The following is a 22916-nucleotide window of genomic DNA, read 5'->3' as shown; positions in this document are numbered from 1 at the left end:
TTTACGGCACCGCGAGGCCCCAGACTCAGAAGAGCTCCGGTGGGTTCACGCTCATTTTGACCAGCGGTACCTTGCGTGCCGAGCGCGAGCGGCGGATGTCCGTGAGCGCCTGGAGCATCGCGACCGTGTCCGGCAACGGCGTGCGCACGAGCGTGCGGACCTGGTTCTGCTCACCCTCGCGGGTGGCGGGGATGGCAACGGTTCCAACCAGCTCGGCGCCGCCCTCGCGCACAACCTGGTCGGCCACCTGGCGCACCTGGGCCGCCGTGCCGTCCAGGGCCACCATGGTGCACGCGGGGAAAAACCCAAGTGCTTCGCGTTCGTCAAGGAGGCGCTGGGCGTAGTCGGTGGGAGACCAGCGCACGAGCATCTGGCCCAGGGCCTCGGGGATCGTCCCCACGACGAGGCCGGGGTGGCCCGGGCGCACGAGCGACAGGGCGTCGAGCCAGCGGCGTGCGGCCTCCTCGGGCGCCCACAGCTCCGGCCGGCCGACCAGGGCAGCGGCGTCCAAGATGATGGCGCAGGCGTAGCCACCGTCGACGCTCGGTTCGGCCCCGGCTGTCGCGACGATGACGGTGGGGCGCGCGGGCAGGGTGCGGGTGATGCGGTGGGCGGCGGAAGACTCGAGGACGGAGGCGTCCGGGAGAGTGCGTGCGATTTCCTCGGCGGTACGTGAGGCCCCCACCCGGGCCCCGCGCACGTGCGTTCCCGCGCATTGTGGGCAGCGCCACGAGGTCGGCTCGCGCCCACACCACCCGCAGGTCACAGCGGAGTCGGCACCCATCGACAGCGGACCCGAGCAGTGCGGGCACCGGGCCAGATGGCCGCAGCGCCGACACACGACGGTGGGCCAGTAGCCCGCCGATGCGACCTGGATCAGGACGGGTCCTTCGCGCAAGCCCTGGCGGATCAATCGCAGGGCGGCCTGCGGGATGCGCATGCGTCCGCCCGCGCCCTCGCTGTCCGCCTGAGCCTCACCGTGCAGGTGAACGCGGGGGGTCGCCTCGCGCAGCGCCTGCGGCGTGGGGTCCAGGCTCACCGCCCATCCAGAGCGCACGAGAGCCTGAGCCTTGACCGAACGCGCGTTCGAGAGGACGAGCAGACCAGCTCCCTCGGCAGCGCAGCGCTGCACGGCCACGTCGAGCGCGTCGCACCTGGGGAAACGCCGCTCACGCAGGCGATCATCCCCATCGTTGACGATGACGATCAGACCGGTTGTCGCGCACGGCACCCACACGGCCGAGCGCGTCCCCACCACGATGGGAAGACGTCCGAGGGAAGCAGCGACGTGGACGCGGTAGCGCTCCTCCGGGCTGACCTCCCCACCGCTCACCACCGCGGGCACGCCCAGATCCTCCTCAAGCTCGCGGGCGACGCGAGTGGCGTGCTCCCCCGTCGGGGTCACGACAATAACGGAGCGGCCCGACGACACCGTCGCACCCACGGCCTCAGACAGGCAGGCACGCACGTGCGGCCGCAGCGTCGTCACGATGGCGCGCGGAGACGTTCCGTCGCGCAGCCGCGATAGGAGGGCCGCGCCAGCCGGATAGGGGTCCCACCCCTGCCCCGCCTCCCGGTGCGTCACCGTGGGCCAGGTGGGAGGAGCGGCCGCAAGCTCTTCCTTTTCGGCGCGCGCGTGGCGCGGCGGAACCGCGAGGGAGAGCACCTGCGACGTGGTGGCAAGGAACCGCAAGGCGATACGTTTCGAGGCCTCGTACAGGGCCGGGGTGACGACGGGCGTCGCCGAGACAACGGATTCAAGGCGCCCGACGGAGTCGCTGACCTCGCGTCTGGTGCGCTCGACGATCCAGCCATCAACCCGGCTACCCGACAAACGCACGCGCACGAGCGAGCCGACCACGGCCTCGTCCACGAGGGCGTCGGGAACGACGTAGTCGAGCGGGCGATCCATGTGCGCCACATCGACGTCGACGAGCACGCGGGCAATCTCCGCACTGCGCGTCGCAGGTGGGTCAAACCCGTCAAGCATTCCCTGCGTGGACATCATGAGCCTAGTCAAACACAGCCCGTGCCCATCTGCGTCCGTTGATCAGCCCAGGAGCTTGAGCCCGTACTTGCCCACGACCATCGCGAGCACGCCGAACACGATGAGTCCCCACAGCGCCCAGTCGAGCCCCTGCGCCACGATGCGGCGCAGCGACGCGGGAGCCGCAATCACGCCGTCGCGGATATTGATGCGCGTGATACCGCCGAAAACCAAGGTCGTCGTGACCGTGATGAGCAGGCACCACGGGCACAGCACCTGGATAATGAAGTAGGACTGTCCAAACAGCCAGAACGCGAAAAACAGCGCCACCGTGTACAGCAGATTCGTGCACGCCATGTACCAGCGCGGGAACTTCACGCCCGCAAAAATCGCGACGGAGATCGCCAAGACGACGGCCTCGAAGAAGATGCCGAGGAACGCGTTGGGGAAGCCCAGGATGCGGGCCTGCCACGTCTGTGCGACCGCTGAACACGACAGTACGGCGGAGACGTCGCAGCCAAAACGCGCCGACGAATCGGCTGCCAGCTGCCACGCCTCGATCGAGAGCACGAAGGAGGTGACGAGGCCGATAAAGCCCGAGACGATCATCTCCAGGCTCGTGCGCCTCCTCCACGCCCGGCGCGCCTGAGGGGTATCCCAGGAGGGGACGAACTCGTCGACCTGCTCCGCGCCGACGCTCATGCGAGCACGGCCTGCAGCTCGGCGACGCGGTTGGTGGCCTCCCACGGGAACTGCTCGCGGCCGAAGTGGCCGTAGGCGGCGGTCTCGCGGTAGATCGGGCGCAGCAGGTCAAGGTCCTCGATCATGCCCAAGGGACGCAGGTCGAAGACCTCGCGGATCGCGTCGGCGATGCGTTCCTCGGGGATCGAGGAGGTTCCGAAGGTGTCGACGTACAGGCCGATCGGGTGGGCGCGTCCGATGGCGTAGGCCAGCTGAATCTCGCAGCGCCCGGCAATGCCCGCGGCCACGACGTTCTTGGCGACCCAGCGGGCGGCGTAGGTCGCGGAACGGTCGACCTTCGAGGGGTCCTTGCCGGAGAAGGCGCCGCCGCCGTGGCGAGCCATGCCGCCGTAGGTGTCGACGATGATCTTGCGGCCCGTCAAGCCGGCATCAGCGGCCGGGCCGCCCAGGACGAAGCGTCCCGAAGGGTTGATGAGGGCCGTCATGTCACCCGTGGCCAGCTCGAGGCCGGACTCCTCGATGACCGGGTCGATCACGTGTGCGCGCACGGCGTCCGCGATCGCGCTCTGGGTCAGGTTCTCGTCGTGCTGGGTCGAGACGACGATCGTGTCGATGCCGACGGGGCGACCGTTCTCGTAGGCAAGGGTCACCTGGGTCTTGCCGTCGGGGCGCAGGCCCTCCACGATGCCCTGCTTGCGCACATCGGTCAGGCGCTTGGCCAGGCGGTGCGCCAGCCAGATGGGTGCGGGCATGAGGTCGGGGGTGTCGGAGGCTGCGTAGCCGAACATGATGCCCTGGTCGCCCGCACCCAAGCGGTCGCGCGGGTCACCGCCCTGGGTGCCGCGCACCTCGAGGGCCTCGTCGACGCCGCCGGCGATGTCGGGGCTCTGCCCATCCAGGGAGATGGACACGCCGCAGGACGCGCCGTCGAAGCCGACACGGGAGGAGTCGTATCCGATCGAGAGGATCTCACGACGCACGATCTCGGGGATCTCGACGTACGCCTCGGTGGTCACCTCACCGGCGACGTGGATGAGGCCTGTTGCAGCCATCGTCTCGACAGCGACGCGCGAGCGGGGATCCGCTTCGAGCAGGGCGTCGAGGATCGCATCGGAGATACGGTCACAGACCTTGTCGGGGTGACCTTCGGTGACGGACTCGGAAGAGAAAAGCTGTTGACTCACCGCTCAAGGTTATCAAGGAAATCGGCCATCTGAGCGACCAGACCTGCCGCAACCTCGTCCTTTGAGCCGATGTAACGGCCCACGATCTGCCCGCCGACATCCAGGAGTCGAATGTCGTTGGGAACGTCGCCGAAACCGACGCCCGCACCCACACGGTTCAGGGCGATGTAGTCCGCCCCCTTGCGCGCGGCCTTGTCTGCGCCGTTGGCCAGGATCTCCTCGTCCGTGCCCGTCTCCGCGGCGAAGCCGACGACGAGGGCCGGGCGAATATCGCTGTGGCCTACCTCGGAGAGGATGTCGGGGTTGCGCACGAGTCGCAGGGTCGGCGCGTCAGTCTTCGTGGGGTCCTTCTTCATTTTCGAGGCCTGGGCTGCCTCGGGGCGAAAATCGGCGACCGCGGCGGTCATGACCAGCGCATCGGCACCGATCACCTGTGCCATCGTGGCCTCGCGCATCTCACAGGCGCTGCCCACGCGGGTCACCTCGACGCCCGAGGGCAGAGCTGCCATGACGGACTCGTCGATATTGGCGGCGATGACGCGCACGCTCGCCCCCGCACGCGCCGCGGCGGCGGCGACAGCGAGGCCCTGCCGACCCGAGGACTTGTTGCCAAGGAAACGGACCGGGTCGATGGGTTCGCGCGTGCCTCCGGCCGTGACGACGACGGTCCGGCCGGCCAGAACAGGGGCAGGCTCGAGCTCGCCTGCGCGGTCGAGGACATCCAGGGCGCGCCGCGCAATCTCCTCGGGGGCAGGCAGACGCCCCACGCCGCTATCACCTGAGCCGAGCGCGCCCGACTCAGGGTCGATCACGTGCACGCCGCGCTCGCGCAGCGTCGCCACGTTCGCTTGCGTCGCGGCTGCCAGCCACATGTTCGAGTGCATTGCGGGCGCCACGACGACCGGAGCATCCGATGCCAACACCGTCAGCGACACCATGTCGTCAGCAAAACCCGCCGCGAGGCGCGCGAGGGTATTCGCCGTCGCAGGAACAATGATGATCAGGTCCGCGACACGAGCGAGCTCCACGTGCTCGGCTCGCCCCTCCCCCGCGATATCGACGGCGACGGGGCGGGACGTAATCCCCTCCCAGGTCGACGCTCCCACGAAATCCAACGAGGCACGCGTCGCGGCCACATACACGTCGTGGCCCGCGCGTTGACACTCGCGGACCACGATCGGTGCTTTGAAGGCTGCGACGCCGCCGGTCACACCGACGACAATCGTTGCCACGTCAGGCCTCTGGGTTAGCTTCGAGAGAGAGCAGACCCTCGTTGATCTCACGCAGCGACACAGCCAGGGGCTTCTCGTCGGGCTGCACGTCGACAACGGGACCCACGAACTGGATCATGTTCTGCTGAAGCTGCAGGTTGTAGGAGTTAATCTGACGAGCACGCTTCGCGGCGAAAATAACCAGCGCGTACTTGGAATCAACGTGCTCCAGCAGATCATCAATGGGCGGGGACGTGATACCCACGGGCTGGGCAACAATTCCGGACATGCGTGTCTTCCTCTCAGTGGCAGATTCAGATAGATATTACTCCAGGCCAATGAGCCGGGCCAGCTCACCCACCGCGCGCTCGACATCGTCGTTGATCACAACGTGGTCAAACTCCGAGGCAGCCTCCAGCTCGACGCGGGCCGTTGCCAGGCGACGCTCTCGCTCCTCCGGGCCTTCGGTTCCGCGTCCGAGTAGACGGCGTTCGAGCTCCTCCCAGGAGGGCGGAGCAAGGAAAATGAACTGCGCGTCGGGGCGGTTGACCTTCACCTGGCGAGCCCCTGCGAGGTCAATCTCCAGCAGCACCGGTTTCCCGGCGGCCAGAGCCTGATCCACGGGGCCACGCGGCGTGCCGTACTTGTTTTTTCCATGAACAAGCGCCCACTCCAACATCTCCCCCCGCTCGATCATGGAATCGAATTCTTGCGGGGATACGAAGTAGTAGTGGACGCCGTTCAGTTCACCGGGCCGAGGATCACGAGTTGTCGCCGAAACCGACACCGTCAGCGTCGGGTAGCGCTCCAGAAGAGCAGCGACAACAGTTCCCTTTCCAACGGCTGTCGGGCCAGCAAGGACTGTCAATTGAGCCTGAGTCATGGCTCAATTGTGCCATGCGTACCCGTATCAGCCGAAACGCTCGACCAGAGCCTTGCGCTGTACGGGGCCGAGGCCTCGTACTCGCCTACTCTGGGCGATCTTGTACTCGTCCATCAGCACCGCGGCTGTATTCGTGCCGACGCGCGGCAACGACTCCAGTAGCGAAACGACTTTCATCTTCGCCACAGCCTCGTCTGAATCAGCGAGTTCCAAAACCTCAGACAGGTTCATCGAGCGCGCCTTGAGCGCGTTCTTGACCTCGGCGCGACGACGCCGTGCCTGCGTTGCCTTCTCAAGGGCTTGCGCCCTCTGTTCCGGCGTGAGATCAGGTAGTGCCATTCTGATCATCTCCTCCGTTGGGATCTTCGGTAAATAAACTATCTCAGCTTCCAGAGCACTAGTGCCATCCCAAAACGCCTACTCGTGGTTAATCCGACAGATTATTGCAGCGAATCGACTGTCGCAAGGTAGGCGTCACGCAGCCCTGTCACACTCGGACCCGCGCCCAGAATCGCGCGGGACGACGAGGCCAATACGGCGTCTTCCGCGCCCGCGAAAACCTGCCTGACCTGCGCTGGACCAGCGCCCTGCGCGCCCACTCCTGGGGCCAAAAATGCGCCTTTCAGGGCGGGCAGATCGATGCCGAGGCGCTGTACGGCATCGCCAACGGTCGCCCCAATAACAATGCCCGCAGGCCCAAGGTGCGATTGGTCACAAGAGGCGTTAAAGTCCGCCAGTTGGGACACGACCTGACCTGCGACAGAGTGTCCGTCCTCCCCGCGGGCGTGTTGGACAGATGCCCCCTCGGGGTTGGAGGTCAGCGCCAGGACGAAGACTCCCCTACCGGTGGCCTTGGCCAACTCCAACGCGGGGGTCAGCGAGCCAACACCCAGGTAGGGCGAGAGCGTCACAGCGTCACCGGCGAGTGCGGAGCCATCCGACAGGTAGGCCTCGGCATAGCCGGCCATCGTCGAACCGATGTCGCCTCGCTTGGCGTCCACGATACACAGGGTGCCCACCTCGCGGCAGGCGGCAATCACCTCTTCGAGGACCGCGACGCCACGTGAGCCGTGGCGCTCGAAGAAAGCTGCCTGCGGCTTGAAGGCAGCGGCCCGCCCGCCCAGCGCTTCGACGACGCGCAGCGAAAACTCTCGGACGCCGTTCGCATCGTCGTCGAGACCCCACTGGGCCAGGAGCGAGGCGTGCGGATCGATGCCCACGCACACTGGGCCGTGCGCGCGCATGGCGGCGTAGAGGCGGTCACCGAAACCGAGGGTTTCGGGTGTAGCAGCTCCCAGGGGGTTCATCGTGTTTCCTCCGATCGGATGGCGTCCCACTCCTGCAGGGAGCGCACGGCGTAGGAACCGCGCATACGGACCTCGATGGCCTGAACCATCGCGTTGAAAGCCTGCAGCGTGGTGACTGCGGGGCGATCCTGCGACGCGGCGGCCGCGCGAATCTGGTAGCCGTCGTTACGCGGGGCGGACCGCTGCGGGGTGTTGACGACCATGTCGATGAGGCCCTCGTTGATGAGGTCCACGACCGTGGGTTCGCCGTCCGCGCCGCGCCCCTCCGAGGACTTGCGCACCGATTGTGCCGCGATGCCGTTGCGGCGCAGAACCGACGCAGTACCCGAGGTCGCCATGATCGTAAAGCCCATCTCGGCCATGCGGGCGGCGGGCAACACGATGGCGCGCTTGTCCGTGTCCGCGATGGAGATGAAGACCGCGCCCTTGGTGGGCATGTCCGTGGAGGCGCCCAGCTGGGACTTGGCGAAAGCCGTCGGGAAGTCGTGATCGATACCCATGACCTCGCCGGTCGAGCGCATCTCGGGGCCGAGCATCGTGTCGACGATCTCGCCGGCCGCGGTGCGGAAGCGGCTAAAGGGCAGGACCGCCGCCTTGACGGCGATGGACCCGCCTTCGAGGATCTCGCGCGCGTCCGATCCGGGCAAAATGCCCGCCTCGCGCAGATTCGCGATCGAGGAGCCGACCTGGATGAGGGCGGCGGCCTTGGCCAGCTGCACGCCCGTCGCCTTGGAGGCAAAGGGCACCGTGCGGGAGGCACGCGGGTTGGCCTCGATGACGTAGAGGGTGTCCGAGAGCAGCGCGAACTGGATGTTGATGAGGCCGCGCACGCCCACGCCCTTGGCGATGGCCTCGGTCGAGGCCGTGATGCGTTCGAGCTCGCGCGCGGACAGCGTCATGGGAGGCAGCACGCAGGAGGAGTCACCCGAGTGGATGCCCGCCTCCTCGATGTGTTCCATGATCGCGCCCATGAAGAGTTCCGTGCCGTCAAACAGGGCGTCGACATCGATCTCGATGGCCGCATCGAGGAAGCGGTCGATGAGGAGGGGGCCGCGCGAGAACAGCAGCTCGGAGTCGTGGCTGGCCAGGTAATCGCGCAGCGCACCCTCGTCGTTGATGATGGCCATGCCGCGCCCGCCCAGCACGAAGGACGGACGAACGAGGACCGGGTATCCAACCTTCTCGGCGACAGCAATGACCTGTTCGGGAGTGTGCGCCGTGTCGTGCGCGGGGGCCGGGCACTGCGCCGCCTCGAGAACCTTTCCGAACTCTTCGCGGTCCTCGGCCAGGTCGATCGCGCGCGGGCTCGTGCCCAGGATCGGCACGCCTGCACGTTCCAGGTCGGCGGCCAGCGACAGCGGCGTCTGCCCGCCGAGCTGGACGATCATGCCCTTGACGGGGCCGGCCGCGCACTCGGCACGGTAGATCTCCAGGACGTCCTCGAGCGTGAGTGGCTCGAAGTAGAGGCGGTCGGAGATGTCGTAGTCGGTCGAGACGGTCTCGGGGTTGCAGTTAACCATGATCGTCTCGTAGTGCTCGCGCAGCGCCATGGCCGCGTGCACGCACGAGTAGTCAAACTCGATGCCCTGACCGATGCGGTTGGGACCCGCGCCCAGGATGATGACGGCCTCGCGCTCGCGCGGGCGCACCTCGTTCTCCTGGTCATAGGTCGAATAGTGGTAGGGCGTGCGGGCGGCAAACTCGGCGGCGCAGGTGTCCACCGTCTTGTAGACCGGGTGGATACCGAAGGCTCCGCGCACCTCGCGCACCGTGTCCTCGGACAGACCGCGCATCGCGGCGATCTGTCGGTCCGAGAAGCCGTGGCGCTTCGCCTCGGCGAGCACGTCGCCGGTGAGGGCCTCGGCGTCGCGGATGCGGGTGGCGACCTCGTCGAGGAGGAACATCTGGTCCAGGAACCAGGGGTCGATCTTGGTCGACTCGAAGAGCTCCTCGAGGGTGGCGCCACCGCGGATCGCCTGCTGGACTTGGACGAGGCGTCCCTCGGTAGCAACGGCGGCCGCCTCGACGAGCGCGCGCGTCTCCTCCGGGGTGGGTGCCTCCCCGTCCCAGTGGAACTGCACGCCGCCCTTGTCGATCGAGCGCAGCGCCTTTTGCAGGGCCTCCGTGTAGGACCGGCCAATCGCCATGGCCTCGCCGACCGCCTTCATGGAGGTGGTCAGTGTCGGGTCGGCGGCCGGGAACTTCTCAAACGTGAAGCGCGGGACCTTGACGACCACGTAGTCGAGCGTCGGCTCGAACGAGGCCGGGGTCGAGCCCGTGATGTCGTTGGGGATTTCGTCGAGCGTGTAGCCGGTGGCCAGACGCGCGGCGATCTTCGCGATCGGGAAGCCCGTCGCCTTCGAGGCCAGCGCGGAGGAACGCGAGACGCGCGGGTTCATCTCGATGACGATGATGCGGCCCGTGTCGGGGTGGATCGCGAACTGAATGTTACAGCCGCCGGTGTCCACGCCCACGGCGCGGATAACGGCGATACCGATGTCGCGCAGGCGCTGCATCTCGCGGTCGGTGAGGGTCAGCGCCGGGGCGACCGTGATCGAGTCGCCCGTGTGCACGCCGACCGGGTCGACGTTCTCGATGGAACACACGACGACGACGTTGTCCGCCTTGTCACGCATGAGCTCGAGCTCGTATTCCTTCCAACCAAGGATCGACTCCTCCAGGAGCACCTCGGTCGTGATGGAGGCGGACAGGCCCTGGCCGGCGATGCGCTCCAAATCCTCGGGCGTGTACGCGAAGCCGGAGCCCAGGCCGCCCATCGTGAACGAGGGGCGAACGACGAGCGGGTAGCCGAGCTCGGCGGCGGCCGCGTGGCATTCCTCCATCGTGTGAGCGATGAACGAGCGGGCGACCTCGGCACCCGAACGCTCGACGATCTCCTTGAACTCCTCGCGGTCCTCGCCCGCGCGGATCGCCTCAATCGAGGCACCGATCAGCTCGACGTTGAAGCGCTCGAGCACGCCCATCTCGGACAGGGCGACAGCCGTGTTCAGAGCCGTCTGGCCGCCCAGCGTCGGCAGCAGCGCGTCGGGGCGTTCCTTTTCGATAATCGAGGCCACGACCTCGGGGGTGATCGGCTCGACGTACGTGGCGTCGGCGATACCCGGGTCCGTCATGATGGTCGCGGGGTTGGAGTTGACGAGGATAACGCGCAGGCCCTCCTCCTTCAGGACGCGGCATGCCTGCGTGCCCGAGTAGTCGAACTCGCACGCCTGGCCGATGACGATGGGGCCGGACCCGATGACGAGAACAGAGGACAGATCATTCCTGCGGGGCATCAGTGGGTCTCCTTCGCGGCGGTCATAAGCGACATGAATCGATCGAAAAGCAGCTCACCGTCGTGCGGACCCGCGGCTGCCTCGGGATGGTACTGAACGGAGAAGGCGGGAATGTCGAGCGCGCGCAGACCCTCCACAACACCGTCGTTGAGGCCGACGTGTGACACCTCGACGCGCCCGTATCGGCCCGACTCGAAGGGAGCAACTGAGGGCTCCCCCACGGGGGCGTCCACCGCGAAGCCATGGTTGTGAGCGGTGATCTCGACGCGGCCCGTGGCCACGTCCTTCACCGGCTGGTTGATGCCGCGGTGGCCGTAATCCAGCTTGTAGGTGCCGTACCCGAGGGCGCGACCAAAGAGCTGGTGGCCAAAGCAGATCCCAAAGTACGGAATCCCCGCGTCCAGGACAGCGCGCAGCACGCCGATCTCACGGTCGGCGGTCGACGGATCGCCGGGGCCGTTGGAGAAGAACACGCCATCGGGCTTGAGGGCTTCGATGTCCGCGAAGGACACCGTCGACGGCACGACGTACACGCGTGCTCCGCGCGCCGCGAGGTGGTAGGGGGTACGCGACTTAATTCCCAGGTCCACGGCCACCACAGACGCGAGGGGCTCCTTGCCCTCCCACTCCCCCAGCGGCTCGACCACGTAGGTCTCATCCGTCGACACCTCGGCGGCCAAGGCCTGCCCACTCATCACCGGCGACTCGGCGACGATACGCACCAGGGATGCCACGGCCTCGTCCCCGAGATACTGCGCGCCCACGGGCAGCGCCTCTCCCGAGAAAATGCCGGCGCGCATGGCACCGCGCTCGCGGATGTGACGGGTGATCGCGCGCGTGTCCACGTCGGCGATACCCACGATCTCCTGAGAGACCAGCTCGTCTTCGAGTTCGCGGCGTGCACGCCAGTTCGAGGCGCGCCGTGCCGCGTCACGCACGACGAAACCGGCAACCCAGATGCGCGAGGACTCCGGGTCCTCGTCGTTGACGCCCGTGTTACCGATGTGCGGGGCCGTCATGACGACGATCTGGCGGTGGTACGAGGGATCCGTGAGGGTCTCCTGGTATCCCGTCATGCCGGTCGAAAAGACGATCTCCCCGAGCGTGCGGCCACGCGCTCCCCACGCGCGTCCCTTGAAAACGGTGCCGTCCTCCAGGACGAGCAGAGCGATATCGGTCGAAGTCATCGATCCTCCTTGGCGATCGGGGTGGCGTCGGCGACCGTCGGGACGCCATTGAAGATCGTGAAGCGCACCTGGCCGGGCAGCTCCATCCCGCGGAACGGGCAGTTAGTCGAACGGGTCCACTGCTTGGCAGGGTCAATCGTGATACGCGCGTGCGGATCGACGAGCGTGACGTGGGCGGGGGCCCCGACGACCAGGCCGCGGCCCTGGGACTCGACGCGACCGATGCGCGCGGGCGTGGTGGACAGGACGCGAGCAACGTCCTCCCAATTCATACGGCCGGTGTTCACCATCGTCTCGATAACGATCGGCAGGGCCGTCTCCAGGCCCGTCATGCCAAACGCTCCGGCCTGCCACTCGCAGTCCTTCATCTCGAGGGGGTGCGGCGCGTGGTCGGTGCCGACGACGTCAATGGTGCCGTCGGCCAGGCCCTCGCGCACCGCCTCGACGTCCTCCGCGCGGCGCAGCGGCGGGTTGACCTTGTACAGCGGGTCGTAGGTGGCGGCCAGCTGCTCGGTCAGGAGCAGGTGGTGCGGGGTGACCTCGGCGGTGATGTTCACGCCCTGGGCCTTGCCCCAACGCACGATGTCGACCGATCCTGCGGTGGACAGGTGGCACACGTGCAGGCGCGAGCCCACGTGCTTGGCCAGCAGAATGTCGCGGGCGATGATCGCCTCCTCGGCGACCGCAGGCCAGCCGGCCAGGCCGAGCTCGCCCGACAGCGCTGATTCGTTCATCTGGGCGCCCTCGGTCAGGGCCGGGTCCTGGCTGTGCTGGGCGACGACGCCGTCGAAGCCCTTGACGTACTCGAGGGCGCGGCGCATGAGGACCGGATCGGAGACGCACTTGCCGTCGTCGGAGAAGACACGCACCTTGGAGCGCGAGCGGGCCATCGACCCCAGGGACGCGAGCTGCTTGCCCTCCAGCCCCTTGGTGACGGCTCCGACGGGGCGAACCTCGACCCAGTCGGCCGCCTCACCCAGGTCCAGCACCTGGTCGACGATCGCGGCGGTGTCCTGCGTGGGCGTCGTGTTGGCCATCGCGTGCACTGCCGTGTAGCCTCCCGCAGCGGCCGCGCGTGTGCCGGTAAAGACGGTCTCGGCGTCCTCTCCGCCAGGCTGACGCAGGTGCGTGTGGATGTCGACGAGGCCGGGCAGGGCGACCAGGCCCTCGGCGTCGATAACGCGGGGGTCTCGTACTGCGTCGCCAGCCTGGGTACCGATGGCGACGATGACACCTCCTGACAGCGCAATGTCGGTCGCGTCCCCGCCGACCAAAGACGCCCCCTTGATGAGAATGTCGCGAGTCTGCTTAGTCATTGCTGTGTCCTTCCGATGCGAGGAGCAGGTAGAGGGCGGCCATGCGAATGCACACGCCGTTGGAGACCTGCTCGACGATGACAGATTGAGGTGAGTCTGCTGCCTCGGCGCAGATCTCGAGGCCGCGGTTCATGGGGCCCGGGTGCATGACGACCGCGTCGGAACGCAGCTTCGTGAAGCGCTCGGGGGTGAGGCCATACTCGGCGTGGTAGGCACCCGGCGAGGGGAAGAATCCCCCGCCCGCGCTGGACATGCGTTCCCGTTGCACGCGCAGCATCATGACAGCGTCGGGCTGACTCGCCAGGGCCTCGTCGAAGTTGTACGAGGTCTGGCAGTTCCACGTGTCGACCCCCAGCGGCAGCAGCGTCGGGGGCGCGACGAGGGTGACGCGCGCGCCCAGGAGGGTCAGCAGGTCGACGTTGGAGCGGGCTACGCGCGAGTGCAGGACGTCGCCCACGATGACGACGTGAGCACCGTCGAGGCCGGTGCCTGGCTCAGGGAGGCGGCCGGCAGGGTCGTCGGCGCCGAAGTGGCGGCGCAGCGTCATGGCGTCCAGGAGCGCCTGGGTCGGATGCTGGTGGGTGCCGTCGCCCGCATTGAGGACCGGCAGGTTCATCCACCCGGCGTGGGCCAGGCGGTGGGCCGCGCCCGACGAGGAGTGACGCACGATCACCGCATCGGCACCCATCGCCTGCAGCGTCAGGGCCGTGTCCTTGAGGGATTCGCCCTTGGACACCGACGAGCCGCGCGACTGGAAGTTGATGACGTCGGCACTCAGGCGCTTGGCGGCGGTCTCGAAGGAGATGCGCGTGCGCGTGGAGTCTTCGAAGAACAGGTTGACGACGGTCTTTCCCTGGAGCGTCGGAAGCTTCTTCACGCTCTGGTGCTGCGTGGCGGCCATCTGTTCCGCTGTGTCGAGGATCAGGATCGCCTCCTCGCGGGTGAGATCGCGGATGGAAATAAGATGGCTGAGGCTCATCGCTTACAGGCCCTTCCCTAGCAGGACGCCGTCGCGCCCATCGGTTTCGTCGAGCAGGATGGTCACGGTCTCATCCCGCGAGGTCGGCAGGTTCTTGCCGACGAAGTCCGGTCGGATCGGCAGCTCACGGTGGCCGCGGTCGATCAGGACGGCGAGCTGGACGGCAGCGGGGCGCCCGATGCGAGTCAGCGCGTCGAGCGCCGCTTTGATCGTGCGTCCCGTGTACAAAACATCGTCGACCAGCACGACGGTCCTACCATCGATGCCGGTGACCGGAATCAGCGTTTCCTTGGGGGCGCGCAGCGGCTGGCTGGCCAGGTCGTCGCGGAACATCGTCGTGTCGATGACGGCGAGGTCGGCGTAGGTGCCGGAGACCTCGCGGATCCTGTTGACGAGCCGACGCGCAAGCGTTGCTCCGCGCGTGGGGACGCCGGCGATGACGAGATTCTCGCTACCGCCGTTGCGTTCAATGATTTCGTAGGCAATACGTGTCAGGGATCGGGCAACGTCACCCGCTCCAAGTACTTCTTTGCCGCGCGATGCGCGATCAGCGTGCAGTGATCCCACTGCTCTCTCCTTCCCCGCCTCACGGGACGGTCATTAAAGGATGTGTTCCAGATCAATACTACGCGCCCGGTTTGGCGCTCGCGGTCGACTCACGCGTGTGAAAGGCCACGTGAGCGGCTATACACTGAGAGTATGACGAATAAGGCGAAGCCGTCAGCAACCGCTGCCGACGTTGACGCATCCCCCGAACCACACGAGGGACGCACCGCCCGCCGCGTCACCCTTGACGACATTGCAATCGTCGCCGGAACGTCCATTGCGACGGTGTCCAGAGCACTCCAGGGTTCGCCGCGCGTCGCGCCCTCAACGCGTGAACGGATTGAGAAGGTCGCCGAACAGCTCGGATACCGAGCAAATATCGCTGCCTCACTGCTGGCATCCTCGAGGCCCCAGATCCTCGGCCTCGTCTGTGCTCTCGGGCAGGAGCTACACGTGCGTTACCGGGCAGAGGCACTCAGGGCCACCGAACGGCACGGATTTAGAATCATCGTCGAATCTATCGACGATTCACGCGACGTGGAGAGGGCCTGGGAGTCCGTCCTGCAGTTGCGCGCCCAGTCGGTCATAGCGGTGGACTCCTCGTGCATCTCGCAGAGCTACGCACACGTACCCACCGTCCTCATCGGCCAGCAAGCGGTGCGCGAGGACCTCGATCTGATCACGAGCGACAACGAGCGCGGCATGCGTGAGGCCGTCACGCTGCTGCGCGACCGGGGACGGCGACGCGTCGCCTTCATCGAGGGCCCTCCCGGGCCCTCCGCTCGCGCTCACAAGTCAGCTTTTCTCAGGGCCTGCCGCAGTGTGCGCATCGACCACGTCTGTATTCCAGGAGGCGACAACGTCGATGCCGGCTTCCTGGCCGTCCGCGCCGGGCTGCCCACCGGGGTAGATGCGCTCGTGTGCTACAACGACCAGTGCGCCCAGGGCGCGATCCTCGCGCTTCTGCGCCACGGCCTCGTCCCCGGTCGAGACATCCTTGTTGTCGGCTGCGATAACTCCGCACTCGCCGCTACCCGCGCACTCGCGCTCACCTCGATTGACCGCGCTCCCGCACGCGTCGGCGCCCTCGCCGTCGACTGCGCGATCGCACGAGCACTGGGAGACGACAAAGCGCCCGTGCGCGAGCGCGTCGAGACCGAGTTGGTCGTGCGCGCCAGCACGGGATGATCGCGCGCAACGACCTCACGGCCCCCGTCCCGCGCGATCATCAGCCCTCTTGAACAGAGGTCATGAGCCTCTCCACCAACGAGGCATGGACGCCGGGAGTAGCCAAGAGGAACGAACCCTTGTAGCGCACATCAAGGGACGTACCGTCCAACCGCGTTGCCAACGCCCCGCACTCGGTCGCAATAAGGGTCGCCGCCGCGATATCCCACGGGGATACCCACATGTGCACGAAGGCACCCGCGCGCCCGCGCGCAACCTCGACGCACTCCAGCGCAGCGGAGCCGTAGCGTCGGTGTCCTCTGCTCTCTTGCAGTGCCCGCGCGAGCCTCGACAACGCAAGGATCTCTTTGATGTCCGTGATAACAATCGCCTCGCGATACGAGGAAGCATCCTGCGCGCGAGGCAGTGGAACGCCATCCAACCACGCGCCCCTGCCTCGGATCGCATGACAGACATGGCCGCCGACGACGTCCGCGACGACTCCGAGCACGGGTTCTCCGTCCTCGCACAACGCAAGTGAAACCGCGTAGTCGCGGTGCGTCTCCACGTAGTTCATCGTGCCGTCAATGGGGTCGAGGACCCACACGCGGCCCGCGAAGGAATCAACGGCGTGTCCTTCCTCCCCCAACAGGGGCAGGCCGGTTGCCTCTTCCAGGCGAGCAGCAATCTCCTCCTCGATTGCCCTGTCGACCGCCGTCACCAGGTCGTTACGATTCGACTTCGTGTCAACCGCAAGGTCACACGGCGGATCAAGCGCGATCGCCATCCCGACGCGAACGACGTCGATGGCAATCTCCGCCAGCTGATCGATACTCAGTTCACAACTCATGCTTCCTCCTGTGCCGCACTAAACTCACGGTCTGCACGCAAGTTACGCTCCTCGAAGAACGCGACAAATTCCAGACAGATCAGGCCGACGATCGCCGAGACAACAAGGACGGTGACGGTCGAGCCCCAGAAGATAGAAGCCACCGTCGACGATGACCAGGACGGCGTATGTCTTGAGGGATTCGACAAGCCACCTGCGCCGCTGCTGTGCCAGCGACAGCGACGTCGGTGGCGCCATGCGTGAATCAAAGAGCCCGGATAAATGCATCATTGCCTTCTCTCCAGAATTGCTGGTGTGACGTACTCGGGCGACGACGCCAGGCGGTGACACCACCAGAATACAAACGCTTACATATGCTCCGTGCAAGCGGTTACATAGAATCGGACACCATCATGACGCCGCGTGCCAAACGAGCATAAATCGCACTGTTTCCGGTCCTTGAGCGCCGATATCAACGAATCCAATCCAGATGAGATCACGCAAGACAGCCCTGTATGGCTGCGCGTTCGATGCGAACGGCATCGCTAGGCTGCCATAGCAATACCACATACCCCGTAGGGGTACGCTTACTACCCCTACGGGGTATGCAACCAATGGTCAACCGAACCCATTTTTATTCCTGCGCTGGTTATGAGAGGGGAACAGCCATTAAAATAAAGATGCGTATCAACGCGTAGAAAATGACGTGTACGAAGAGGAAGGCCACCCATGACCATTCAGGAACTACCCATGCCCCAGACGTCGACCGGAGGCTGCGGCTGCGGTGGACACGACTCCACCGACCCACTGATCGACGCGACGGCGATCCCCCACCGGCTGCGTCACGCCGCCGTGCTTGGTGCCGCGCAATCCATGAGCGCCGGTGAGTCATTCATCATCCGCGCTCCCCACCTGCCCCGCCCGCTTCTGGCACAGATCATGCAGCTGCCGGGCGAGTGGACCTTCGAGGTCATCACCGACGGCCCCGAGTATTGGGATGTGCGCACCACACGTGTGTCGCTCTGATCCATGAAGGTGCAACGTGGGTGGCAGGATCACAGCGATCCCGCCACCCACACCCGTTTGTCATACCGAGAGATACGCACTCGTCACCGTCGTCTTCTGCGGTAGCCTGGTCCCATGAATGATTGGAAGCTCACATCCTTCAACGCTGACGTGAGCGCAGTTGCCAGGGCCACAGCCTACGCCGCCGAGCTCACTGCAGAGAACCTACTCGCCCGGACAGACTCCGAGCAGATGGGCCACACAGCTCTCGAAGTGATCTGGGATAAGCACGGCATCGCGTTCGCCGGCGGAGTCGGCGGAGTCGGACAGGGACGCAACAGCCTCGACGCTCTCGGCTACAAGCCCGGCGAGCTTCACATCGGCCACTGCCACGGCGGAACCTCCCGCGCCCTCACCTTTACCGAAGAGGGGCGGACGATCCCAGCGGGCTTCGGCCCCTCCATCGGATGCCGCCTCCTCGCGGACCGAGAGTTTGTGGACAAGATGAGGCAGATGCCCGCCCTCTGGAATGCGATTGCTTCCGGGCAGGTCTCTCTTTTTTGGGACATGGTGTTCGCACCGTCGGGACGCCTTGATGACATTCGCTTCACCTCAACGCCGATCACTCTGCCGCCCTCCGAGATGGCGGCGCTGAACCAGGCGATCACCAGCGCGTAGCCCGCATAGCAGTGGCCGCCCCGGGACAACCGGGGCGGCCACTGTCATGATGCGAGTGCTCAGTATTCCTCAAGCAGCTCGTCGAGATCATCCTCGACGCTGGCGCCGTCGAGCGGCGTCGCGCCTGCGGGAAGCGACCGAGCCGGCGCCTCCTGGACGGGCAGAGAATCGGCAGACGTGGCCGGTGGCTCGGGAGAATTCGAGTCGGCGACGAAGGAATCCTCGTCACTGCCCTGCCTGCGGGACCACGCGGGGGATGCCAGGTCCTTACGGATGGCATCGAGAACCGCGTTCACGAAGGACGGAGACGTGTCGGTCGAGATCGAGCGGACGATCGAGATCGCCTCGTCGATGACGATGATCGGCGACACCTCGTCGTTTTCCAGCATCTCCCACACGGCCACGCGCATGACGGCCAGGTCCACGGCGGCGATGCGATCCAGGCCGGGCACGCGGGCGTGCGCCGAAATCAGGGAGTCGATGCGGCGCAGGTTGTCCGCCACTCCCCCAATGATCTGGATCGAAAACTCCGGGAGCGGAGTCTGGGCCGCGGTGATGACGCGGCGCTCGCGCAACAGGTCGCGCAGCACGTCGGGGTTGGACCCCATCCCGCGCTGGTCGGCCTCGTACACGACGTCGGCCGCGCGCTTGCGGGCCTTCGTGCGCGAGGTGAAGCGGTGCTGCTTCGACATTACTCGGTCACGCGACCCGAGTACGAGCCGTCGCGGGTGTCGACCTTCACGCGGGTGCCTTCCTCCATGAAGAGGGGGACCTGGATCTCGTAGCCGGTCTCGAGGGTCGCGGGCTTGGTGCCGGCGGAGGAGCGGTCGCCCTGCAGGCCGGGCTCGGTGTGGGTGATCGTCAGGACGACGGTGGCGGGCAGCTCGACGAACAGGACGGTGCCGTCGTGCTGGGAGACGATGACGTCCTGGTTCTCCACCATGAAGTTGCGGGCGTCGCCAACGGTCTCGGCGGGAACGTTGATCTGCTCGTAGGTGGACTGGTCCATGAAGACGTAGTCGGTGCCGTCCTGGTACAGGTACGTCATGTCGCGACGGTCAACGGTGGCGGTCTCGATCTTGAGGCCGGCGTTGAAAGTCTTGTCGACGGTCTTGCCGGACAGGACGTTCTTGATCTTGGTGCGCACGAAGGCCGGGCCCTTGCCGGGCTTGACGTGCTGGAACTCGACAACCTGCCAGAGCTGGCCGTCGATCACCATGACGAGGCCGTTCTTCAGATCATTTGTCGTTGCCACAGGTGTACCTCACTCGTAAAGGAATCAGTAATCAGGGGCCAGTTTACACGCGCGAGCAACGAATTCGGCGACTTCTTGCGGGGTGAGGCCGCTCGTATCGACTGTTGTGTCGGCCACGGCTTCGTAGGCGATGCGGGCCTGCGTCATCAGCTGGGCCAGGACGGCGCGCGGGGCACCCAGGCCCACGGAGCGTGGGGCGCTCAGGTTTTCTCGGCGAGATACTGCGGAAAGGTCGGCGGCCAGCTCGACGACTGCCGCGCCGCGCGCTCGTGCCTCATGAATTGCCGAGGCCGTGGCGGGGTCGAGGGGTTGGGAGGCGCCGAGCGTGACAATGCCCTCGTCGCATCCGAGCAGGCGGAGGGCCTCGTCACGCGAGGCCTGGGCCAGGCGCGGGTCGCGAGCCACGACGAGGGTGCGCATGTGGGCACCCAGGCGTTCCTCGACGGCGTCATCAACCTCGAGCAGGGGCAGGCCCGTGGTCTGGGCGAGCAGTCGACCGACAGTGGTTTTGCCCGAGCCGGGCACTCCGATGAGGACGACGAGGCTCATACGCCGATTCCGATGGAGCGGGCGGGGTCGGCGAGCTCGGAGGGGTCGACCGGGTGGGTGCCCGGGTTCGCGATGCCGTCCAGGAGGACGAAGCGCAAGACGCCGCGGCGGACCTTCTTATCCGAGAGCATGATGTGCGTGAGCTCGTCCAGGGACGTGCCCGAGTAGCGGGTGGGCAGGCCGACGCGAGCGAAGAGCTCGTCGTGGCGGGCGACTTCTTCATCCGTGAGGAGCCCGCGCGCGGCCGCCAGGCGTGCGGCAAAGCAGCAGCCGACGGCGACCGCGTCGCCGTGGCGCCACGTATAGTCGTTCGCGCGTTCGATGGCGTGGGCCAGGGTGTGGCCGTAGTTGAGGATCTCGCGCAGGCCGCCCTCGGTCAGGTCGGCGGAGACGACGCGAGCCTTGACGGCCACCGCGCGGGTGGTGATGTCCGCCAGCTCCTCGCTGGTCGGATCCAGGAGGCGCGCCGGGTCGGTCTCCCCCACGATGCGCAAGATCTCGGGGTCGGCGATGAATCCGCACTTGATGACCTCGGCCGCCCCGGCGGCGAGGTCTTCGCGAGGCAGGGTTTCCAGCAGGCTCATGTCGGCGACGACGGCGACGGCCGGGTAGAAGGAGCCGACCAGGTTCTTACCCACCGACGTGTTGATGCCGGTCTTGCCGCCCACAGCGGCATCGACCATGCCCAGCAGCGTGGTCGGCACGTTGATGAGCGTGACGCCGCGCAGCCACGTGGCCGCGACGAAGCCCGCCATGTCGGTGGTCGCTCCCCCGCCCATGGCGACAATCGCGTCCTTGCGGCCCAGCTGGAGGCGCCCGCAGGTGTCCCACAGACCGGCGACGACCTCGATCGATTTACCGGCCTCGGCGTCTGGGTGATCGGCGGTGGCGGCCTCGTACCCGAGGGAACGCAGGTGGGTTGCCAGGGCCTCGGCTCGGGGCGCAAGAGGGCGGGCGTGGATGATGAGGACCTTCGTGGCCGACTCGTCAAGCGCGCCCACGATCGGGGCGAAGCCAAGATCGCGGCCGACGGTGATGGTCGAGGGCTTGTCGCCACTGACCTCGATGGTGGTGCTCATTGGTGCTCCAAGTGGTTGAGAATGTCGGTGACCACGTCATCAACGGGGCCAGGCCCGGTGGGCACGGTCACCGTGGCGACGGCGCGGTAGTGCGGCTCGCGCTCGGCGCGCAGGCGGCGTAGAGCGCCGTCGGGATCGGCGGCCAGCAGCGGGCGGTGCGTCTTGCCGGCGGTTCGGCGAACGAGCTCGTCGTGGGGCGCGTCGATGTAGACGACGGTGTGGCCGTCCAGGAGGTCGCGCACGGCAGGGGTGGCTGCCGCTCCCCCGCCCAGCGAGATGACGGCGTGGCCCGTCAGCGCGTGAGCGACCGCCGCGGTCTCCATGACGCGGAAGGCGGCCTCGCCGTCGGTGGCGAAAATATCAGAGATCGCTCGCCCCTCACGCTCGACGATGAGGGCGTCGGTGTCAATATGGGGCACGCCGAGGCGCTCGGCCAGCAGGTGTCCCACCTTGGATTTGCCCGCGCCAGGCAGGCCAACAAGGACGATGGGAAGGGCGACGATCATGCCCGCTCCCCCACGACCTGACAGTAGGAGTCCAGGTTGCGGCGCATCTCGGCGACCGATCGCCCGCCCGCGTGGTCGAAGAGGGCGTCGGCCAGGACCAGGGCCACCTCGGCCTCGGCGATGACGGCGCCGGGGACGACCTGGCAGGTGTCGGAGCGCTGGTGCAGCCCCACCGCCTCCTCGCCCGTGGCCAGGTCCACGCTGCGCAGGGCGCGCGGGACGGTCGAGATCGGCTTGAATCCGGCGCGAGCCACGATGGGCGCACCGTTGGACGTGCCGCCCTCGATGCCTCCGGCGTGATTCGTGGTACGCGTCAGGTGCCCGTCTTCGCCCCGAACGATCTCGTCGTGGGCGGCCGAGCCCAGCAGGGCCGCCTGCGCGAAGCCGTCGCCGATCTCGACGCCCTTGACGGATTGGATCGACATGAGGGCGCCGGCCAGGCGGGCGTCCAGTCGCTCACGGGCGCTCACGTGCGTCCCCAGGCCCACCGGAACGTCGTAGGCGATGACCTCGACGACGCCGCCGATGGTGTCGCCGCTGTGCTTCGCGTCGTCCACTGCAGCCTCGAAACGGGCGTTGTCGGCGAGGTCGAGGGTGCGCATGGAGGCCTCGCACAGGGCCTCCTCGTCGGCCGGGGTCGGGATCGTCGAGGCCGACGCGCGTTGGGCACCAACCGCAACAACGTGGGAGACGAGGCGAATACCAGCGACCTGGTCGAGCAGTGCCTCGGCCAGCGCCCCGAGAGCAACCCGAGCCGCCGTCTCGCGGGCGGAGGCACGCTCGAGCACCGGGCGGGCCTCGGACAGGTCGTACGAAAGCATGCCGGGCAGGTCCGCATGCCCGGGACGAGGCCGGGTCAGCGGGCGGTTACGCGCAATCTCGCGCTCGTCGCCCGTGCCCGCATCGATGAGGAGAGCGGACGGATCAACCGGGTCGGCGTTCATGACGGTCTCCCACTTGGGCCACTCGGAGTTACCGATCCGAATGGCAACAGGGGCGCCCGTCGTCACGCCGTGACGAACACCCGCCACGATCGACACGTCGTCGGTCTCGAACTTCTGGCGCGCACCGCGCCCGTAGCCCAGACGGCGGCGCGCCAACGCCCGGCGCAGATCATCGGTCGTGATACGCAAGCCCGAGGGAAGCCCCTCGATAGTGGCAAGTAGCGCGGGCCCGTGCGATTCTCCGGCGGTCATCCATCTCAGCATGCCTCCCAGTGTCCCACAAGGCCGAGTGCCGATGCCCGCCCA

Annotated in this window: 24 protein-coding genes; 3 read left to right on the top strand and 21 right to left on the bottom strand. The window is 66.9% G+C overall.

The features are described from left to right. Positions 1-25: 25 nt before the first annotated feature. The 13 genes from O3669_RS00390 to pyrR all read right to left on the bottom strand — a co-directional run bounded on the left by O3669_RS00390 (position 26) and on the right by pyrR (position 14619). Positions 26-2008: a primosomal protein N gene (locus O3669_RS00390; RefSeq protein ID WP_371523199.1), complete on the bottom strand. Its 1983-nt coding sequence runs from the start codon at positions 2006-2008 to the stop codon at positions 26-28. A 42-nt stretch (positions 2009-2050) separates the two neighbouring features. Beyond that, on the bottom strand, positions 2051-2689 hold the full coding sequence (locus O3669_RS00385) for a vitamin K epoxide reductase family protein (RefSeq protein ID WP_371523197.1): 639 nt from the start codon (positions 2687-2689) through the stop codon (positions 2051-2053). Further along, complete coding sequence (gene metK, locus O3669_RS00380; protein ID WP_295966167.1) at positions 2686-3873, bottom strand: methionine adenosyltransferase; 1188 nt, start codon at positions 3871-3873, stop codon at positions 2686-2688. Before metK ends, O3669_RS00385 begins: the two co-directional genes overlap by 4 nt. Then, positions 3870-5105, bottom strand: coding sequence for a bifunctional phosphopantothenoylcysteine decarboxylase/phosphopantothenate--cysteine ligase CoaBC (coaBC, locus tag O3669_RS00375; RefSeq protein WP_371523195.1), 1236 nt, complete (start codon positions 5103-5105; stop codon positions 3870-3872). The genes metK and coaBC overlap by 4 nt, the downstream gene beginning before the upstream one ends. A gap of 1 nt (position 5106) precedes the next feature. After that, positions 5107-5373, bottom strand: coding sequence for a DNA-directed RNA polymerase subunit omega (gene rpoZ / locus O3669_RS00370; protein WP_003792400.1), 267 nt, complete (start codon positions 5371-5373; stop codon positions 5107-5109). 36 nt (positions 5374-5409) lie between these two features. After that, on the bottom strand, positions 5410-5967 hold the full coding sequence (gene gmk, locus O3669_RS00365; protein WP_371523193.1) for a guanylate kinase: 558 nt from the start codon (positions 5965-5967) through the stop codon (positions 5410-5412). A 27-nt stretch (positions 5968-5994) separates the two neighbouring features. Further along, positions 5995-6306, bottom strand: coding sequence for an integration host factor, actinobacterial type (gene mihF / locus O3669_RS00360; RefSeq protein ID WP_007589281.1), 312 nt, complete (start codon positions 6304-6306; stop codon positions 5995-5997). Positions 6307-6407: 101 nt separating this feature from the next. After that, a complete protein-coding gene (gene pyrF / locus O3669_RS00355; protein ID WP_371523192.1) occupies positions 6408-7274 on the bottom strand; it encodes an orotidine-5'-phosphate decarboxylase in 867 nt (288 codons plus the stop codon). Further along, a complete protein-coding gene (carB, locus tag O3669_RS00350; protein ID WP_315281764.1) occupies positions 7271-10570 on the bottom strand; it encodes a carbamoyl-phosphate synthase large subunit in 3300 nt (1099 codons plus the stop codon). Before carB ends, pyrF begins: the two co-directional genes overlap by 4 nt. Next, positions 10570-11757, bottom strand: a complete 1188-nt coding sequence (gene carA / locus O3669_RS00345; protein WP_295917362.1) for a glutamine-hydrolyzing carbamoyl-phosphate synthase small subunit — start codon at positions 11755-11757, stop codon at positions 10570-10572. Before carA ends, carB begins: the two co-directional genes overlap by 1 nt. Further along, positions 11754-13073 carry a dihydroorotase gene (locus tag O3669_RS00340; RefSeq protein WP_315281768.1) on the bottom strand — a complete coding sequence of 440 codons (1320 nt, stop codon included), beginning with the start codon at positions 13071-13073 and terminating at the stop codon, positions 11754-11756. The genes carA and O3669_RS00340 overlap by 4 nt, the downstream gene beginning before the upstream one ends. Further along, positions 13066-14052, bottom strand: coding sequence for an aspartate carbamoyltransferase catalytic subunit (locus O3669_RS00335; RefSeq protein WP_295917367.1), 987 nt, complete (start codon positions 14050-14052; stop codon positions 13066-13068). The genes O3669_RS00340 and O3669_RS00335 overlap by 8 nt, the downstream gene beginning before the upstream one ends. 3 nt (positions 14053-14055) lie before the next feature. Then, a complete protein-coding gene (gene pyrR, locus O3669_RS00330; RefSeq protein ID WP_295967317.1) occupies positions 14056-14619 on the bottom strand; it encodes a bifunctional pyr operon transcriptional regulator/uracil phosphoribosyltransferase PyrR in 564 nt (187 codons plus the stop codon). Between the two features lie 132 nt (positions 14620-14751). Here pyrR and O3669_RS00325 point away from each other — a divergent pair, with 132 nt between their 5' ends. After that, on the top strand, positions 14752-15786 hold the full coding sequence (locus O3669_RS00325) for a LacI family DNA-binding transcriptional regulator (RefSeq protein ID WP_371523190.1): 1035 nt from the start codon (positions 14752-14754) through the stop codon (positions 15784-15786). A 40-nt stretch (positions 15787-15826) separates the two neighbouring features. On the opposite strand, the gene O3669_RS00320 is transcribed toward O3669_RS00325, so the two are convergent. Together O3669_RS00320 and O3669_RS00315 are read right to left on the bottom strand one after the other, a co-directional pair. Further along, positions 15827-16615, bottom strand: a complete 789-nt coding sequence (locus O3669_RS00320) for an inositol monophosphatase (RefSeq protein ID WP_371523188.1) — start codon at positions 16613-16615, stop codon at positions 15827-15829. Next, a complete protein-coding gene (locus tag O3669_RS00315; RefSeq protein ID WP_314767952.1) occupies positions 16612-16758 on the bottom strand; it encodes a hypothetical protein in 147 nt (48 codons plus the stop codon). The genes O3669_RS00320 and O3669_RS00315 overlap by 4 nt, the downstream gene beginning before the upstream one ends. Before the next feature lie 565 nt (positions 16759-17323). Here O3669_RS00315 and O3669_RS00310 point away from each other — a divergent pair. After that, positions 17324-17620, top strand: coding sequence for a DUF2249 domain-containing protein (locus O3669_RS00310; protein WP_295969457.1), 297 nt, complete (start codon positions 17324-17326; stop codon positions 17618-17620). A 114-nt stretch (positions 17621-17734) separates the two neighbouring features. Then, positions 17735-18277, top strand: coding sequence for a hypothetical protein (locus tag O3669_RS00305; protein WP_371523186.1), 543 nt, complete (start codon positions 17735-17737; stop codon positions 18275-18277). Between the two features lie 59 nt (positions 18278-18336). Here O3669_RS00305 and nusB read toward each other — a convergent pair whose 3' ends face one another. From nusB to aroC, 6 genes are read right to left on the bottom strand one after another with little or no spacing between them, the layout of a single operon-like run. After that, complete coding sequence (gene nusB / locus O3669_RS00300; RefSeq protein ID WP_315281777.1) at positions 18337-18969, bottom strand: transcription antitermination factor NusB; 633 nt, start codon at positions 18967-18969, stop codon at positions 18337-18339. Further along, the gene (gene efp, locus O3669_RS00295) at positions 18969-19532 is read right to left on the bottom strand and encodes an elongation factor P (RefSeq protein ID WP_009055954.1); all 564 of its coding nucleotides are present in this window, start codon (positions 19530-19532) and stop codon (positions 18969-18971) included. Before efp ends, nusB begins: the two co-directional genes overlap by 1 nt. A gap of 24 nt (positions 19533-19556) precedes the next feature. Next, on the bottom strand, positions 19557-20081 hold the full coding sequence (locus O3669_RS00290) for a shikimate kinase (RefSeq protein WP_371523184.1): 525 nt from the start codon (positions 20079-20081) through the stop codon (positions 19557-19559). Further along, entirely contained in the window at positions 20078-21160 is a 1083-nt protein-coding gene (gene aroB, locus O3669_RS00285; RefSeq protein ID WP_371523182.1) for a 3-dehydroquinate synthase, read from the bottom strand. Before aroB ends, O3669_RS00290 begins: the two co-directional genes overlap by 4 nt. Further along, complete coding sequence (locus O3669_RS00280) at positions 21157-21666, bottom strand: shikimate kinase (RefSeq protein WP_295917388.1); 510 nt, start codon at positions 21664-21666, stop codon at positions 21157-21159. Before O3669_RS00280 ends, aroB begins: the two co-directional genes overlap by 4 nt. Continuing rightward, positions 21663-22874 (bottom strand): chorismate synthase, encoded by a 1212-nt coding sequence (aroC, locus tag O3669_RS00275; protein WP_295917390.1) that lies wholly within the window; start codon positions 22872-22874, stop codon positions 21663-21665. Before aroC ends, O3669_RS00280 begins: the two co-directional genes overlap by 4 nt. Between the last annotated feature and the right edge of the window lie 42 nt (positions 22875-22916).

This window comes from Pauljensenia sp. 20925_1_34, from assembly GCF_041432775.1.
GTDB lineage: Bacteria > Actinomycetota > Actinomycetes > Actinomycetales > Actinomycetaceae > Pauljensenia.
The sequence above is the reverse complement of the archived record's forward strand: the minus strand, read 5'-3'. Positions and strand labels throughout refer to the sequence as shown.